At 73.4% G+C, this 16,165-nt stretch carries 13 protein-coding genes; 11 read left to right on the top strand and 2 right to left on the bottom strand.

Annotated elements, in window-relative coordinates:
• The first annotated feature begins 212 nt into the window (after positions 1 to 212).
• The 3 genes from ABD198_RS03190 (at position 213) to ABD198_RS03180 (ending at position 2,536) form a co-directional block, all read left to right on the top strand.
• Positions 213 to 1,412 carry a glycerophosphodiester phosphodiesterase gene (locus ABD198_RS03190; protein WP_343997758.1) on the top strand — a complete coding sequence of 400 codons (1,200 nt, stop codon included), beginning with the start codon at positions 213 to 215 and terminating at the stop codon, positions 1,410 to 1,412.
• A 74-nt stretch (positions 1,413 to 1,486) separates the two neighbouring features.
• A complete protein-coding gene (locus tag ABD198_RS03185) occupies positions 1,487 to 1,981 on the top strand; it encodes a sigma-70 family RNA polymerase sigma factor (protein WP_343997757.1) in 495 nt (164 codons plus the stop codon).
• 57 nt (positions 1,982 to 2,038) lie between these two features.
• Entirely contained in the window at positions 2,039 to 2,536 is a 498-nt protein-coding gene (locus ABD198_RS03180; protein WP_343997884.1) for a GNAT family N-acetyltransferase, read from the top strand.
• Between the two features lie 88 nt (positions 2,537 to 2,624).
• On the opposite strand, the gene ABD198_RS03175 is transcribed toward ABD198_RS03180, so the two are convergent.
• Positions 2,625 to 3,050: a hypothetical protein gene (locus ABD198_RS03175; protein WP_343997756.1), complete on the bottom strand. Its 426-nt coding sequence runs from the start codon at positions 3,048 to 3,050 to the stop codon at positions 2,625 to 2,627.
• Positions 3,031 to 3,390, bottom strand: a complete 360-nt coding sequence (locus ABD198_RS03170; RefSeq protein WP_167990587.1) for a hypothetical protein — start codon at positions 3,388 to 3,390, stop codon at positions 3,031 to 3,033. Before ABD198_RS03170 ends, ABD198_RS03175 begins: the two co-directional genes overlap by 20 nt.
• Before the next feature lie 568 nt (positions 3,391 to 3,958).
• On the opposite strand from ABD198_RS03170, the gene ABD198_RS03165 reads away from it, so the two are divergent.
• From ABD198_RS03165 to ABD198_RS03130, 8 genes are all read left to right on the top strand, one after another.
• Positions 3,959 to 5,038, top strand: a complete 1,080-nt coding sequence (locus ABD198_RS03165; RefSeq protein ID WP_343997754.1) for a methionine ABC transporter ATP-binding protein — start codon at positions 3,959 to 3,961, stop codon at positions 5,036 to 5,038.
• Entirely contained in the window at positions 5,035 to 5,760 is a 726-nt protein-coding gene (locus tag ABD198_RS03160) for a methionine ABC transporter permease (RefSeq protein ID WP_343997753.1), read from the top strand. The genes ABD198_RS03165 and ABD198_RS03160 overlap by 4 nt, the downstream gene beginning before the upstream one ends.
• Positions 5,761 to 5,852: 92 nt before the next feature.
• A complete protein-coding gene (locus ABD198_RS03155; protein ID WP_343997752.1) occupies positions 5,853 to 6,695 on the top strand; it encodes a MetQ/NlpA family ABC transporter substrate-binding protein in 843 nt (280 codons plus the stop codon).
• 139 nt (positions 6,696 to 6,834) lie between these two features.
• Positions 6,835 to 7,473, top strand: a complete 639-nt coding sequence (locus ABD198_RS03150) for a GNAT family N-acetyltransferase (protein ID WP_343997751.1) — start codon at positions 6,835 to 6,837, stop codon at positions 7,471 to 7,473.
• A 117-nt stretch (positions 7,474 to 7,590) separates the two neighbouring features.
• Positions 7,591 to 8,802, top strand: coding sequence for a precorrin-6y C5,15-methyltransferase (decarboxylating) subunit CbiE (cbiE, locus tag ABD198_RS03145; RefSeq protein WP_343997750.1), 1,212 nt, complete (start codon positions 7,591 to 7,593; stop codon positions 8,800 to 8,802).
• Positions 8,803 to 9,169: 367 nt separating this feature from the next.
• Entirely contained in the window at positions 9,170 to 13,744 is a 4,575-nt protein-coding gene (gene cobT / locus ABD198_RS03140) for a nicotinate-nucleotide--dimethylbenzimidazole phosphoribosyltransferase (RefSeq protein WP_343997749.1), read from the top strand.
• 232 nt (positions 13,745 to 13,976) lie between these two features.
• Positions 13,977 to 15,209 carry a uroporphyrinogen-III C-methyltransferase gene (gene cobA / locus ABD198_RS03135; RefSeq protein WP_343997748.1) on the top strand — a complete coding sequence of 411 codons (1,233 nt, stop codon included), beginning with the start codon at positions 13,977 to 13,979 and terminating at the stop codon, positions 15,207 to 15,209.
• Between the two features lie 64 nt (positions 15,210 to 15,273).
• Positions 15,274 to 16,092, top strand: a complete 819-nt coding sequence (locus tag ABD198_RS03130; protein ID WP_343997747.1) for a TrmH family RNA methyltransferase — start codon at positions 15,274 to 15,276, stop codon at positions 16,090 to 16,092.
• The last annotated feature ends 73 nt before the right edge of the window (positions 16,093 to 16,165 follow it).

The following is a 16,165-nucleotide window of genomic DNA, read 5'->3' as shown; positions in this document are numbered from 1 at the left end:
GACGGAACTCGCCCGGATCCGCATACCGGACGCCTGCCCCGCTCCGCCCGGCCGAATCCGACGCAACGTCACATCTCCGGCGGAATACGACAGGCATGCGACGGACGCAGCACGCGACACCACCGGTGTGTTCGTCCCGAGGTCTCCCGAACGTCAACCGCACACACCTACGATCGGCCCGCACTGAACCAGCCGACGGCAGGAGGGCGCTCATGAGAACGCGGGACAGCCGGGAGACCGAGCGGACGGGGGAGCGGGACGAGCGGGCGGGCGGCACCGGACGCCGGGCGCTCCTCGGCGCGGCGGTGCTCGCGGCCGGCGGTACGGCCCTGGGACTGGGCGGCACCGCATCGGCCGCCGAGTCCGGCCGCGGCGGCGGGCGAGGCGGCCTGGAGAGCCTGCCCGTCCCGACGATCATCGGTCACCGGGGGGCCAGCGGCTACCGCCCCGAACACACCCTCGGCGCCTATCAGCTCGCCCTCGACATGGGCGCGGACATCGTGGAGGCCGGTGACCTGGTCCCCACCAAGGACGGTCACCTGGTCTGCCGGCACGAGCCGGAGATCGGCGGCACCACCGACGTCGCCGACCACCCCGAGTTCGCCGGCCGCAGGACCACCAAGACCCTGGACGGGGTCTCCGTGACCGGATGGTTCACCGAGGACTTCACGCTCGCCGAGCTCAAGCGGCTGCGCGCGGTCGAGCGCATCCCGCAGAACCGCCCGCACAACACCCTCTACAACGGCCGCTGGGAGATCCCCACCTTCGAGGAGGTGCTGCGCTGGCAGGACGAGCAGACCCGCAGGCGCGGCCGGCAGGTGTGGATCTACCCGGAGCTCAAGCACCCCACCTACTTCCGCAAGCTGGGCCTCGGCCTGGAGGAGCGGGTCGCCAAGGTGCTGCGCAGGCACCGCAAGGACGGCCGGAACGCCCCGGTGATCCTGCAGTCCTTCGAGCCCACCAGCATCCAGCGGCTGAACGAGCTCGTGGACAACCCGCTCGTGGTGCTGCTGTCCACCGCGGCCAGCAGGCCCTGGGACTTCGTCGAGTCCGGCGACCCGCGCACCGTCGCCGACCTCATCACCCGCGAGGGCCTGAAGGAGATCGCCTCCTACGCCCAGGGCATCGGCCCCACCCTCGACCTGATCATCCCGCGCGACGCGAGCGGCCGGCTGACCGAGCCGACCACCCTGGTCCGCGACGCCCACCGCGCCGGGCTGATCCTGCACCCCTACACCCTGCGCAACGAGAACCCCTTCCTGCCCGCCGACTTCCGCAAGGGCACCGACCCCGACGCCTACGGCGACGTCTTCGGCGCCTACCGCACCTACTTCGCCACCGGCATCGACGGGGTCTTCACCGACCAGCCCGACACCGGGCTGCTCGCCCGGGAGGACTTCGTCAATGACTGAGGGTCCATGCCCCCATGGGGTGACATCCGGCCGCCGCGGGCAACTGCGCCCGCGGCGGCCGCGTCATCGGGCACATGACGCACGAGCTGGTCACCGCGCTGGGTCCGCTGCTCACCGCGGAGGCATCCGCCGAGGCGTACGCGGCCGGGACCGAACCCGCCGATCTGGAACAGGCGGTCTGGCTCCGCCTCCTGGAACGCCTCGACGCCGAGGACCCGCCCCGCGATCCGCCGGGCTGGCTGCGCCGGGTGGTCCGCGCCGAGGCCCGCCGCAGCAGGCGCGCGGCGCGCCACGAGACACCGCTCACCCGTGACCCCGCGGCCGACGCCCGGCACGACCCCGAACTCCTCGCCCTCGCCGCGGCCCGCCGCCGCGCGCTGCGCGATGCGGTGCGCCGGCTGCCCGGCCGCTGCCCGAGGCTGATGGAGGCCCTGCTGTCGCCCGACGACCCGACATACCGGGAAATCGCGGGGGAGTTGGGTATCTCACAAGGCAGTCTCGGCCCGGAACGTTCCAGATGCCTGGGATGTCTGCGTCGTTTGCTCACACCGGAGGTTGCGGCCCGCTGAGGACGGGGATAGGAGTGAGGGACAACAGGTGATCAGGTGAGCGGGAGGCGTGCGCACATGGGCATGAGCGTGACCATCTCTGCGGCGGCCGAGCAGGACGCGGAGCAGATTTTCAGGTTGCAGTACCTGTGCTTCCAGAGCGAGGCGGCGCTCTACGGCAACTACCGCATCGCCCCGCTGGTCCAGTCCCTGGACTCGGTCCGTCAGGAGGTCGCCGAGGACTGCGTCTTCGTCGCCCGCCTCGGGGACGAGGTGGTCGGCTCGGTCCGCGGCAGGATCACCGAGGACGGCACCGCCGCCATCGGCAAGCTCTGCGTCCACCCCCGTCTCCAGGGGCACGGCATCGGCGCCCGTCTGCTCAAGGCGGCCGAGGCGGCGCTCGCCGAGGAGCGCGGCGCGAAGACCTTCCGCCTGGAGGCCGGCCACCGCAGCGAGAGCAACCTCCGCCTCTACAGCAAGGTCGGCTACCAGCGGGTCGGCACCTCCCAGGGCTCGGACGGCGTCCCGATGATCGTCCTCGAGAAGAAGGCGGAGTCCTACGCGACGACCGCGTGACCCCGCACCGGCCGCCGGTGTGACCTCCCGTCAGCGGAGGCAGACCTGGGCGGCTGCCCGAAACGGACCCAGGCCGCCTGGCCTTCGTTCAGGCGGCCTGACGTTCCCGTGCCCTGCGCAGCCAGTAGATGGCGGACACCGGCAGCAGCACCGGGATGAACAGGTACCCCATCCCGTAGTCCGACCACACCGTCGCGTCGGGGAAGGCGGACGGATCCACCAGCGTCCACGTCCCGACGGTGAGCACACCCACCAGCTCCGCCGCGCAGCACACCAGCGCGGCCCGCCGGGCCGTCTCCCCGCCCCGCACCAGGGTGTAGGTGATGAACCCGTACACCACACCGGCCAGCGCGGACAGTGAGTAGGCGAGCGGCGCCCGGTCGAACTCCGTGGCGATCTGGTACGCCGAGCGCGACATCGCCCCGACGACCATCACGCCGTACAGCCACACCAGGAGCAGCCCGGGGCCGCCGGTCAGCCGCTTCGCGGGCACCTCAGCCTCCCCAGATGTCATAGAGGCGCACCTCCAGCACGGCCAGCACCACACCGCTTGCGGCCACCGTCACCGACCCCCAGCGCGTGCGCTCGGCCAGCGACATGAACGCGGCCGCCGGCACGCACGCCAGCGAACCCACCAGATAGGCCACGAAGATCGTGGTGCCCTGCTCCGGCTTCTCTCCCCGGGCCAGCTGCACGATCCCGACGACCAGCTGCACCAGCGCCAGCAGGGTCACCACGGCCATGCCGATGAAGTGCCAGTCCTTCGTCGGCTGATCGCGGTACGCGGCCCAGCCGCACCAGGCGGCCAGCAGCAGCGCGGCGACGCCGGTCACCAGCGTCAGGACATCAAGCATGGCAGCGACCTTATTACGTCCGGAATCCGTGCTTGCCGCCCGCCCCTGCCGCCGTGGTCTTGACCACACGGGGCGCGCCGGCCGCCGGTCCGTTCGCCGGTCCCTCCACCCCCGGGCGACCCCGTCCCCGCTGGTCACCGGGGCGGTTCCGCGGCCCCCGGGCGTGCGGCCGCGGGTGTCCATGCGTGTCCAGCATCCGGACACGCATGTCCGGTCAGCAGCAAACGTCTGCTTTACTGATCGCATGACCACGACGAGCGACCGCATCCCTGCGACCGAGGCGACGATGACGCCCGGTGCTCGTTGTCTGTGCCCGCGCCGAATGTGCGCCTTCTAGAGGGCCCCTGCACCATCTGAGCCTCGCGCCCCGAAGCGAGAGCCCGCTCATGTCCGCCCGCATGCCCCGCATGCGCGACTGAGCCACGCCCCGCGCGCCACGCCTCCCAGCCCCGGCCGGCCCTCAGCCGTGCCCCCGGCGGGCGGCACCGCGCCCGGCTGCCTTCGACCCTGATCGCCACGTGCCCGGCGCCCATCCCGCGCCGCGCACACGACAGTGACGGAAACCCACGTGATCACCACCTCGGGCCTGACCAAGGTCTACCGCTCGCGCGGCCGCGAGGTCACCGCCCTGGACGGCGTCGACCTCCACGTCCGCGAAGGCGAGGTCTACGGCGTCATCGGCCAGTCCGGCGCCGGCAAGTCCTCCCTCATCCGCTGCATCAACCTGCTGGAGCGCCCCACCTCCGGCACCGTGACCGTCGCCGGGCAGGACCTCACCGCCCTGGCCGGCCGCGGCCCCCGGGCCGGCAGGGAGCTGCGGCGGGCGCGCAGCCGGATCGGCATGGTCTTCCAGCACTTCAACCTGCTGTCGTCGCGGACCGTGCAGGACAACGTCGAGCTGCCGCTGGAGATCCTCGGCAAGTCGGGGAAGGAACGTTCCGCCAAGGCGCTGGAGCTGCTCGACCTGGTCGGCCTCGCCGACAAGGCCAAGGCCTACCCGGCCCAGCTCTCCGGCGGCCAGAAGCAGCGCGTCGGCATCGCCCGCGCCCTGGCCGGCGACCCCAAGGTGCTGCTCTCCGACGAGGCCACCAGCGCCCTGGACCCGGAGACCACCCGCTCCATCCTGCAGCTGCTGCGCGACCTCAACCGGCAGCTCGGCCTGACCGTCCTGCTCATCACGCACGAGATGGACGTGGTGAAGTCGATCTGCGACTCCGCCGCACTCATGGAGCGGGGCCGGATCGTCGAGTCCGGCACGGTCGGCGACCTGCTGGCCACCCCCGGCTCCCAGCTGGCCTCCGCGCTCTTCCCGGTCGGCGGCGACGCCTCCGCCGAGGACCGCACGGTCATCGACGTCACCTTCCACGGCGAGAGCGCCACCCAGCCGGTGATCTCCCAGCTCTCCCGCACCTACAACATCGACATATCGATTCTCGGTGCCGCCATCGACACCGTCGGCGGCCTCCAGATCGGCCGGATGCGCATCGAACTGCCCGGCCGCTACGAGGACAACGTCGTGCCGATCGGCTTCCTGCGCGAGAAGGGCCTGCAGATCGACGTCCTGGACCGGGGGCCCGCCGGCCCGGAGCCCGCGCCGTCGTCGAAGGAACCCGCGTCCGCTCTGGTGAAGGAAGGTGCCCGGCTGTGACCTGGAACGAGATGCAGCCCCTGCTGTCCCAGGCCTGTTGGGACACCCTCTACATGGTCGGCTGGTCCACCGTCATCGCCGTCGTCGGCGGCCTGCCGCTCGGCATCCTGCTGGTCCTCACCGAGCGCGGCGGCCTGCTGCAGAACGTGGTGGCCAACAAGGTCATCGGGCAGATCGTGAACGTCGCCCGCTCGATGCCGTTCATCATCCTGATGGTCGCGCTGATGGGCTTCACCCGCTGGGTGACCGGGACGACGATCGGCCGCGACGCCGCCATCGTGCCGCTCGCCATCGGCGCCATCCCCTTCTTCGCGCGCCTGGTCGAGACGGCCGTCCGGGAAGTGGACGGCGGGCTCGTCGAGGCCGTGCAGTCGATGGGCGGCAACACCTGGACCATCGTCCGCAAGGTGCTCGTCCCCGAGGCCCTGCCCTCCCTCATCGCCAGCACCACGACCACGATCGTCGCCCTCATCGGCTACACCGCCATGGCCGGCACGGTCGGCGCCGGCGGACTCGGCGACATCGCCATCCGCTACGGCTACCAGCGCTTCGAGACCGAACTGATGTGGATCACCGTCGCGATCCTCGCCGTCGTGATCTCCCTCATCCAGTTCGCCGGCGACTTCGCCGCCCGGTCCCTGCACCGCCGCGGCGGCCGGTCCGGCGCGGCACCGAAGCTGCGCCTGCTGAAGGCGTCCACCCCCACCACCGAGACCGTCTAGACCACCACCGAAAGACCGTCCAGGTCATCCCCGGAAACTCCCCGCCACACCCTGGGCCGGGGGTCGCACCACCAGAAGGAAAGGCACTTTTCGTGCGTAACACCACCAAGATCACCACCGCCGTCCTCGCTGCCGGAGCCCTCACCCTCGGGCTCACCGCCTGCGGCTCGGACAAGGGCACGGGCTCCGGCGCCGCCGACACCAAGGCCCCGCTGACCGTCGCCGCCACCCCCACCCCGCAGGGCGAGATCCTCACCTACGTCAAGGACAACCTCGCCAAGAAGGCCGGCCTCGAACTCGAGGTGAAGGAGTTCACCGACTACGTGACCCCGAACACGGCCGTGCAGCAGGGCGAGGTGGACGCCAACTACTTCCAGCACCAGCCGTACCTGGACGACTTCAACAAGAAGAACGGCACCGAGATCGTCGCCGTGTCCGGCGCGACGGTGCACCTGGAGCCGCTCGGCGTCTACTCCAAGGGCGTCAAGAAGCTCGCGGACCTCGGCAAGGGCGCCACCATCGCCCTGCCCAACGACACCACCAACGAGGCCCGCGCGCTGAAGCTGCTGGAGGCCAATGGCGTGCTGAAGCTCAAGAAGGGCGCCGGCTACGACGCGACCCCCAAGGACATCGCCGCCAACCCCAGGAACCTGAAGTTCAAGGAGCTGGAGGCCGCCCAGCTGCCGCGCTCCCTCGGCGATGTCGACGCCGCCGTGATCAACGGCAACTATGCCCTGGAGGCCGGCCTCAGCCCCGCCGAGGACGCCATCGCCGCCGAGTCGCCCAAGGGCAACCCGTACGGCAACTTCCTCGCCGTGAAGAAGGGCAACGAGGACGACCCGCGCGTCAGGAAGCTCGCCAAGCTGCTCACCTCGCCCGAGGTGAAGAAGTTCATCGAGAAGAAGTACGCCGGGTCCGTCGTGGCCGCGTTCTGAGCCCGCCCGGCACCCGATGACCACCCACGGGGTCCACTCCGCCACACGGAGTGGGCCCCGCGGTGCGATTCAGTGCTTTCATGCTGCATGCTGGGCAGTTCAGCAGCACCCGACGGACACGAAGGTTACGGAGCGGCGCATGACGAGCACCTTCCCCAACATCTCCATCAGCACGGAGCGGTTGGTGCTGCGTCCCCTCGACGAGGATGACATCCCGGCCCTGGCCGAGATGATGAACGACGAGCAGGTCGCCGCCTGGACCGACGTCCCCCAGCCCTACACCGAGGACCTCGCCCGCACCTGGATCACCGAGCTCGCCCCCGGCAAGCGGGAGAACGGACACGGCCTCGACCTCGCCGTCACCGAGTTCCTCACCCAGCGCCTGGTCGGCGTCGTCCAGCTCGCCAAGACCGACTGGCACGTGCGATCAACCGAGATGTCGTACGTCATCGCCCCCTGGGCCCGCGGCGAGGGATACGCCTCCGAGGCCGCCCTCGCCACCGCCCAGTGGCTCTTCGGCGACCAGAAGTTCGAACGGATCGAGCTGCGCACCGCCGCCGACAACACCGCGGGCCAGCAGGTGGCCCAGAAGATCGGCTGTATCAGCGAGGGCGTCCTGCGCGGCGCCTGCATAGCGCATGTGCGCGCCGACGACGGCACCTGGACCGACGTGCGCACCGACTACATCGTGTGGAGCCTGCTCCCCGAGGACATCGAGGGCACCGACGGACCGCTCGCCGACACCGGCCAGTTCACCGTCTACCCCGACTGGAACTGACCCCCTCACCGGATACCGGTGCGGCCCGCCCCGGCCGCACCGGGTACGCTCACCAAGCCTGCCCGCGAGCGGCGACAGCCGCCGACGACCTGCACAAACCCCTGGAGACAGACGACGATGGCCGACCGGGTCACGGTGATCGGCTGGGACGGTTCGCCGCTGACCGCCGCGGCACGCGCCGCGCTGAGCGCCGCCACCCTGGTGGCGGGCGCCGCCCACCATCTGGCGCTGCCCGAGGTGCCCCCCGGTGCCGAACGCATCCGGCTCGGCTCCGTCGCCCTCGCCGCCCGGCGCATCGCCGCCCACCGCGGCACCGCCGTGGTCCTCGCCGACGGCGACCCCGGCTTCTTCGGCGTGGTGCGCACCCTGCGCGCCCCGGAGTTCGGCCTGGAGGTCGAGGTCGTCCCCGCCGTCTCCTCGGTGGCCGCCGCCTTCGCCCGCGCGGGCATGCCCTGGGACGACGCCCAAGTGGTCGTCGCACACCCGCGCACCCTGCGACGCGCGGTGAATGTGTGCCGCGCCCACACCAAGGTGGCCGTCCTCACCTCACCCGGCGCGGGACCCGCCGAACTCGGCCTGCTCCTGGACGGCATCCACCGCACCTTCGTCATCTGCGAGGAACTCGGCACCGAACGCGAGCAGGTCACGGTCGTCACCTCCGACAAGGCCGCCGACCACACCTGGCGCGACCCCAACGTCGTGGTGGTCATCGGCGGCCCCGTAGGCGCCGGGGAGTCCGGCAGCTGGATCGCCGGACGCGACCCGTCCGCCGGCCCGCGCGGCTGGACACAGCCCGCCGAGGCCTACGGCGGCGACCTCGGCGAGGGCGAACGCGACCCCCTGCGCACCGCCCAACTCGCCCGGCTCGGACCGCGCGTGGGCGACCTCGTGTGGGACATCGGCTGCGGCAGCGGCGCCTTCGCCACCGAGGCCGCCCGCGCCGGCGCGGCCGTCATCGCCGTCGACCACGACCCACAGGCCTGCGCCCGCACCGACGCCACCGCCCGCCGCCACGGCGTCCAGCTCCAGGTCGTGCACGGCACCGCCCCGCAGGTCCTGGAGAACCTCCCCGAACCCGACGTCGTCCGGGTCGGCGGCGGGGGAGCGGCCGTGGTCTCCGCGGTCGCCGACCGCCGCCCGCAGCGCATCGTCGCCCACGCCGCCACCCGCGACGCGGCCGAACTCATCGGCCGCGACCTCACCGAGCACGGCTACCGCGTCGAGTGCGCCCTGCTGCAGTCCGTCGAACTCGACACCCGCGCCTGGACGGAGAAGGAGCGCAGCGTCGCGTTCCTGCTCAGCGGCGTGCTGCCGCCCCGCGAGACCTGACCGGCGACGCCGTCCCCGTGATCGGGTTGTCGTACCGCGCGCGGTAGGCTGGCCGATCGTTGTACCGCGCTCGGGCACCGGCGCTTCGTCGTCCAATGTCCCGATACCGCGCCCGTTTTGGGGTGGGTCGTGGTACGGCGGAACCGGAGGAAGCGCAACGTGGCGCAGTCCACAGCGGAAGCGTCGCCGATCAAGCTGACGCGAAGGCCGTCCCGCCGCGACAATGCCAGTGAATGGCTTTGTCGCCTTTTTCGGGCGGGCCGTTCGTGCCGCTGGGGACGCACGCTCGTTCTTCAGTGTGGGGCGGTCGGTGCGCCGTTCCGGGTGAGCTGGTCGTAGGAGCATTACCGATGGGCGAGGGGTACGCATGACCGACACCGGCCAGGTCCCGGGCGAGGGACTGCCGGAGAATTCAGGCAGGGTGGACCAGCAGGGCGTCGCCGCGCCCGGCGCCTACACCTACCTCTCCGCGACCTCCGCCGAGGACGACGAAGACCTGCTGTTGCCGGGCGCGGCGGGCGCCTGGGGCAACGAGGTCCCGCCGCCCGCCCCCGAGCCGCTCGTCGAGACCGTGCACGCCCCGGGCCCCCACGAGCTCTCCGGTCGCGACAGCGGCTCCCTCGACCTCGGCGCCGCCCGTCTGCCGCACTCCGCCGACCATGCGACCCCCGAGGAACACCACGGTCCCCACGAGGAGCAGCCCGTGCGGTACGAGGAACAGCAGGCCGGGTTCCAGAGCCGGCCGGCCGGACACGAGGACCACTCGGCGGGCGGCACGGCCGGCCTGCCAGCGGGCTCCGAGGGGCAGCCGGCCGCCTTCGCGGACCAGCAGGCGGCGGTCACGGCGGGGCGGGGCCGGCACCAGGGTGCTCCGGCGCCGGAGGGGCTTGCGCCGCAGGGACAGCCCGCAGCGCATGGTGCGCCGGTGCCGCAGGACGGCCTGGCGGGCGCCGTCCCGGGGGAGCAGATCCCGGGGGAGCAGATCCCGGGGGAGCAGATCCCGGGGGAGCGGATGATGTCCCAGGACGAGGCCGCCGCGCTGGCCCAGGCGCAGGCCGCCGCCGCTGCGGGTGTGCTGCCGCAGGATGATGCGGCGGGCGTGGTTCCGGGTGAGCAGACGGGGCCGCAGGACGAGGCCGCCGCGCACGCTGCCGTCCAGGGTGGGCACGCGGCTCCGGACGCTGCGGCTGCGGCGGAGCCGACCGCGTCCGGCAGCGAGGGCGCCGGGCAGGCGCAGGCCGCGCCGGATCAGGTCGTCCCGGAACAGGTCGTGCCGGATCAGGTCGCTCCGGGTGCGGGGACCGTGCCGCAGGAGGACGGGGGCGCGGCGGAGCAGGCCGCGCCTGGGTACGAGGCCGCAGCGCAGGCTGCTGCCGCCGCCGCTGCCACGCCTCAGGCAGCCGCAGCACCGGCCGCCTCCCAGAACGAGGGCGCCGGGCAGGCGCAGGCGCAGGCCGTTGCAGGTGCGGGGGAGGCGCCGCAGGACGGCTCGGCCGCTCTGGAGCAGGGCGGTGCGCAGGCCGGCGCGGCCCGGAACGAGGCCGCACCGAAGGCCGGGGCGGAGGGTGCCGCCCCGCGCGGGCGGGCCGCCGCCGCGCAGGCACGGACCGCCCCGACACCGCCTCCCCGGCGGCCGCTGCACCTCGGCCCGCCGATCCCCGACACCTCCGCCAGCCCGGTCCGCTCGCTCGCCGACCGCGGCCCCGCCCACACACCCGTACGCCAGCCGGGTCCGCCCACGCTCGGCCCCGAGTACCTGGACATTCCGCAGGCCCCCGAGGCCGCGCCGCAGTCGGCGGCGCCCTGGGGCGGGCAGGCCACGGTGCCCTCAGGGGCACCCGCTGCGGAAACGGTTATTCCGGCTGCCGGGCCTGCGGGAGCGGCCCAGGCCGCCATCGCCCGCGTCACCGGACAGACGACGACCGGGCAGACGGCGGCCGGGCAGGCCCACCCCGAAGCCGCTCCGGCGGACGGCGCGGCCACGGCGACCGGCGGCACCGGCGAGGCGCAGGCGGCGCAGGACGCGCCCGCCGCCGCCGACTCTGCCCCCGAGCAGCCGCCCTCCGGCGACACCGGGAACGTGGAAGTCGCCCCTACCGGTGACAACTCGTCGGATGCCGTGGCCGACCAGCCCGCCGAGGCCGGGCCCGGGACGGACGGCGAGCAGGCCGCACCCGAGGGTGCCGAGCACTCCGCGCCCGCCGCGGCCACGGACGCCGCCGCGGACACCGCCGCACCCGAACCGGCCGGTGCCACCGGCGACACCGGGGGCACGCCTGCCTCCGCCCCGGGCGAGCAGGTCCCGACGACGGGCACCCCGCAGGAACCCGCCGCGGCAGCCCAGCCCGCCGAAACGGGCACCGCCCCTGCCGCCCCCGACCCCGCTCAGACTCCCGACATCCCCGAGACCCCCGTGTCCCCGGAAACCCCCGGAGCGGCCCAGGCCGTGTCCACCGGAGACGACGCCGCACAGCCGCAGGCCCTCAGCACCACCGACGCTGAGCAGGCCGGCGGACCGACCCCCACCGCCGTCCCGGTCACCACCGAGGAGGCAGAAGGGACCGCCACGGTGCCCGCACCCGAGCCGGAGACGCCCGCGGCCGAACCCGCCGCCCAGCAGGCGGAGACGGAACACCCCGTCCAGGGACCGCAGCAGACCCCCGCCACCCCGCCCGCCGACCCCGCTCCCGGCGTACCGGCGAGCCCCGCGGGCGAGGCGCCCGAGCCGGCGCCGGCCGCCGAGACCCCCTCGGCCGTCATCCCCGGCACCGTCGCCGGGGAGCCCCAGCCGGACCAGCCCATCGGCCAGTTCGTCCCCGTCGAGGGCTCCGTGCCGACGCCGCCGCACCTCGCGCCGACCCCGCCGCAGCCCCTGACGCTGCCCACCGAGGAGCAGCCCGCGCCCTCCGTTCCCGCCCCCCGTATGCCGGTGGCCCCCCAGGAGCAGGCACCCGACGTGGCGCAGAGCGCGGACGACCTGGACACCCGGGGCGCCGGAGCCGACGAGGCCCGGCCCGCCCAGGAACAGGCTCAGCCCTCCGAAGCGCAGGCCCGGCCCACCGAGGTGCAGGGGCAGGACGCCGAGGCCCAGGGACCGGCCGCCGACATGCAGGGACAGCCTGCTGAGGAGCAGGTCCGGGCCGCTGAGGAGCAGGCCCCGTCCACCGAGGAGGAAAGCGCCCCCGAGGCGGAGACGGCCCGGCCCGCGTCCCCGCCCGCACCCGCCTACGACGAGGCCGAGCGCGAGGCCGTGCTCAAGGTGATGCGGGAGCGCCGGGACATCCGCAACGGCTTCCGCAGCGACCCCATCCCGCACGAGGTGCTGCTCCGCGTCCTGGAGGCCGCCCACACCGCCCCGTCCGTCGGGCACTCGCAGCCCTGGGACTTCGTCGTCATCCGCTCCGCCGAGACCCGGCGCGCGATGCACGAACTGGCCATGCGTCAGCGCGAGGCCTACGCCAAGTCCCTGCCCAAGGGCCGTGCGAAGCAGTTCAAGGAACTGAAGATCGAGGCCATCCTCGACACCCCGGTCAACATCGTCGTCACCGCCGACCCGACCCGCGGCGGCCGCCACACCCTCGGCCGGCACACCCAGCCGCAGATGGCGCCGTACTCCTCCGCGCTCGCCGTGGAGAACCTCTGGCTCGCCGCACGGGCGGAGGGCCTCGGCGTCGGATGGGTCAGCTTCTTCGACGAGCGCGAGATGGTCCGCGCCCTCGGCCTGCCCGAGCACCTGGAGGTCGTCGCCTACCTGTGCGTCGGGTACGTCGACGAATTCCCCGACGAGCCCGAGCTGATGCAGGCCGGCTGGTCCAAGCGCCGCCCGCTGTCCTGGGTGGTGCACGAGGAGACGTACGGCCGCCGGGCCCTGCCGGGCGAGGAGCCGCACGACCTGCTCGCCGAGACCGTCGCCCAGATCCGCCCGCTGGACGCCAAGGCGCTCGGCGAGGCCTGGGAGCGGCAGAAGCGGATGACCAAGCCGGCCGGCGCGCTCGGCATGCTGGAGATCATCTCCGCCCAGCTGTCCGGCCTGTCCCGCCAGTGCCCGCCGCCGATCCCCGAGCCCGCGGCCGTCGCGATCTTCGCCGGGGACCACGGCGTGCACGCCCAGGGCGTCACCCCCTGGCCGCAGGAGGTCACCGCGCAGATGGTGGCCAACTTCCTCGGCGGGGGAGCGGTCTGCAACGCCTTCGCCACCCAGGTCGGGGCCGAGGTCTGCGTCGTCGACGTGGGCGTCGCCGGCGACCTGCCCGCCACCCCCGGCCTGCTGCCGCGCAAGGTCCGCCCCGGCACCTCCGACATGACCACCGGCCCGGCGATGTCCCGCGAGGAGGCCAAGCAGGCCATCGAGGTCGGCATCGAGACCGCCCGCGACCTGGTCGCCGCCGGCAACAAGGCGCTGCTCACCGGCGAGATGGGCATCGCCAACACCACCGCCTCCGCGGCGCTGATCTCCGTCTTCACCGGAGCGGACCCGGCGGAGGTCACCGGCCGCGGCACCGGCATCAACGACGAGACGCTCGCCCGCAAGACCGAGGTCGTCCGCCGGGCCCTGGAACTGCACAAGCCCGACCCGGCCGACCCCATCGGCGTCCTCGCCGCGATCGGCGGCCTGGAGCACGCCGCCATCGTCGGCCTGCTGCTCGGCGGCGCCTCGCTGCGTACGCCGGTGATCCTCGACGGCGTCAGCGCCGGCGCCGCCGCCCTGGTGGCCCGCGCGATCGCCCCCGAGGTGCTGGCCGCCTGCATCGCCGGCCACCGCAGCGCCGAACCGGGCCATGTGGCCGCCCTGAACAAGCTGGGCCTGCGCCCCCTGGTCGACCTGGACCTCCGCCTCGGCGAGGGCACCGGCGCGCTGCTCGCCCTCCCGCTGGTCCAGAGCACCGCCCGGGCGATGCACGAGGTGGCCACGTTCGACTCGGCGGGCGTCACGGAGAAGTAGCCGACCGCGGAGGTGTCCGCGAAGCCGGCTGCTCATGGCCGCCTTCGCGGGCACCGGTCGGCTTCGCACACACCACCGGGCCGGAGCGGGCGGGTACGTCCGCTGGTGATGTGACCGGGCAGCCGGCCGGGGCGGTGCCCAGCCATCGGACGCCCCCGCCGCCCCACCCGCCCACGCCGTAAAATCCGCACGTCAGGGCACCGCCGCGCCGCACACCAGGAGCCGAACCGCCATGGCCGAACACCCCGCCTACCCCGTAGGCCTCCGTCTCACCGGCCGCCGTGTGGTCGTCCTCGGTGGGGGCCAGGTCGCCCAGCGCCGCCTGCCCGCACTGATCGCGGCGGGCGCGGACATCCACCTGGTGTCGCCCGAGGTCACCCCGTCCGTGGAGGCCATGGCGGACGCGGGCGAGATCACCTGGCTCAAAAGGCCCTACGCCGAGGGCGACCTCGCCGACGCCTGGTACGCCCTGATCGCCACCAGCGACAAGGAGGCCAACGCCCGCGCCTCGGCCGAGGCCGAGCGCAACCGCGTCTGGTGCGTCCGCTCCGACGACGCCGACCAGGCCACCGCCTGGACCCCGGCGACCGGCCACAGCGAGGGCGTCACGGTCGCCGTGCTCACCACCGACGCCAAGGGCCGCGACCCGCGCCACACCGCCGCCATCCGCGACGCCGTGGTGGAGGGCCTGCGCGACGGCACCCTCGTCGCCCCCCACCACCGCACCCGCACACCCGGAGTCGCCCTGGTCGGCGGCGGCCCCGGCGACCCGGACCTGATCACCGTCCGCGGCCGCCGCCTGCTCGCCGAGGCCGACGTGGTCATCGCCGACCGGCTCGGCCCGCGCGACCTGCTCGCCGAACTGCCCCCGCACGTCGAGGTCATCGACGCCGCGAAGATCCCCTACGGCCGCTACATGGCCCAGGAGGCCATCAACAACGCGCTGATCGAGCACGCCAAGCAGGGCAAGTCGGTGGTGCGCCTCAAGGGCGGCGACCCGTACGTCTTCGGCCGCGGCATGGAGGAACTGCACGCCCTCACCGAGGCCGGCATCCCCTGCACCGTGGTCCCCGGCATCTCCAGCTCCATCTCCGTGCCGGGCGCCGCCGGGATCCCCGTCACCCACCGCGGGGTCGCCCACGAGTTCACCGTGGTCAGCGGGCATGTCGCCCCCGACGACGAGCGCTCCCTGGTCGACTGGCCCTCGCTGGCCAAGCTCACCGGCACCCTGGTGATCCTCATGGGCGTCGACAAGATCGGCCGGATCGCCGAGACCCTGATCGAGCACGGCAAGTCCCCCGGCACCCCGGTCGCCCTGGTGCAGGAGGGCACCACCGCCGCCCAGCGGCGCGTCGACGCCACCCTGGCCACCGTCGCCGAGACGGTCGTCGCACGCGAGGTCAGGCCGCCCGCTGTCATCGTCATCGGCGACGTGGTCAACGCCGGCCTCCCGGCCCCGGAGTAACCCGAGGTAACGCGACCGAACCCAGACGTTGGCAGCACAACCAGGACAAGGCAGTATCACCCCCGTGGCGGACCTCATCACCATCGACGACCCCGACGACCCGCGTCTGCGCGACTACACGGGCCTGACCGACGTGGAGCTGCGCCGCAAACGCGAGCCCGCCGAGGGCCTGTTCATCGCCGAGGGCGAGAAGGTCATCAGACGCGCCAAGGACGCCGGTTACGAGATGCGGTCCATGCTGCTCTCGGCCAAGTGGGTCGACGTCATGCGCGACGTCATCGACGAACTGCCCGCCCCCGTCTACGCGGTGAGCCCGGAACTCGCCGAACGGGTCACCGGCTACCACGTGCACCGCGGCGCCCTCGCCTCCATGCAGCGCAAGCCGCTGCCCGCCGCGGCCGACCTGCTGCACACCGCGCGCCGCGTCGTCATCATGGAGTCGGTCAACGACCACACCAACATCGGCGCCATCTTCCGCTCGGCCGCCGCCCTCGGCATGGACGCCGTCCTGCTCTCCCCGGACTGCGCCGACCCGCTGTACCGGCGCAGCGTCAAGGTCTCCATGGGCGCGGTCTTCTCCGTGCCGTACGCCCGGCTGGAGACCTGGCCCAAGGGGCTCGAGTCGGTGCGCGAGGCGGGCTTCACCCTGCTCGCGCTCACCCCCGACGAGAAGGCCCGCCCGCTCGACGAGGCGGCGCCCCACCGGATGGAACGGGTGGCCCTGATGCTCGGCGCGGAGGGCGACGGCCTGTCCACCCAGGCCCTGGTCGCCGCCGACGAGTGGGTCCGCATCCCGATGTCGCACGGCGTCGACTCCCTCAACGTGGGAGCGGCGGCCGCGGTGGCGTTCTACGCGGTGACGACGGGGCGGCCGGAGGTCTAGGTGTGCTGTTCGGAGAGGTTGGTGACGCGGCTGGCTGGTGGGCGGCCGCTGATGCCGGTGTGGGGTCGGTGGT

Source organism: Streptomyces thermocarboxydovorans, assembly GCF_039524635.1.
Taxonomy (GTDB): domain Bacteria; phylum Actinomycetota; class Actinomycetes; order Streptomycetales; family Streptomycetaceae; genus Streptomyces; species Streptomyces thermocarboxydovorans.
Note: the sequence above shows the minus strand (reverse complement) of the source record. Positions and strands in the feature narration are given on the sequence as shown.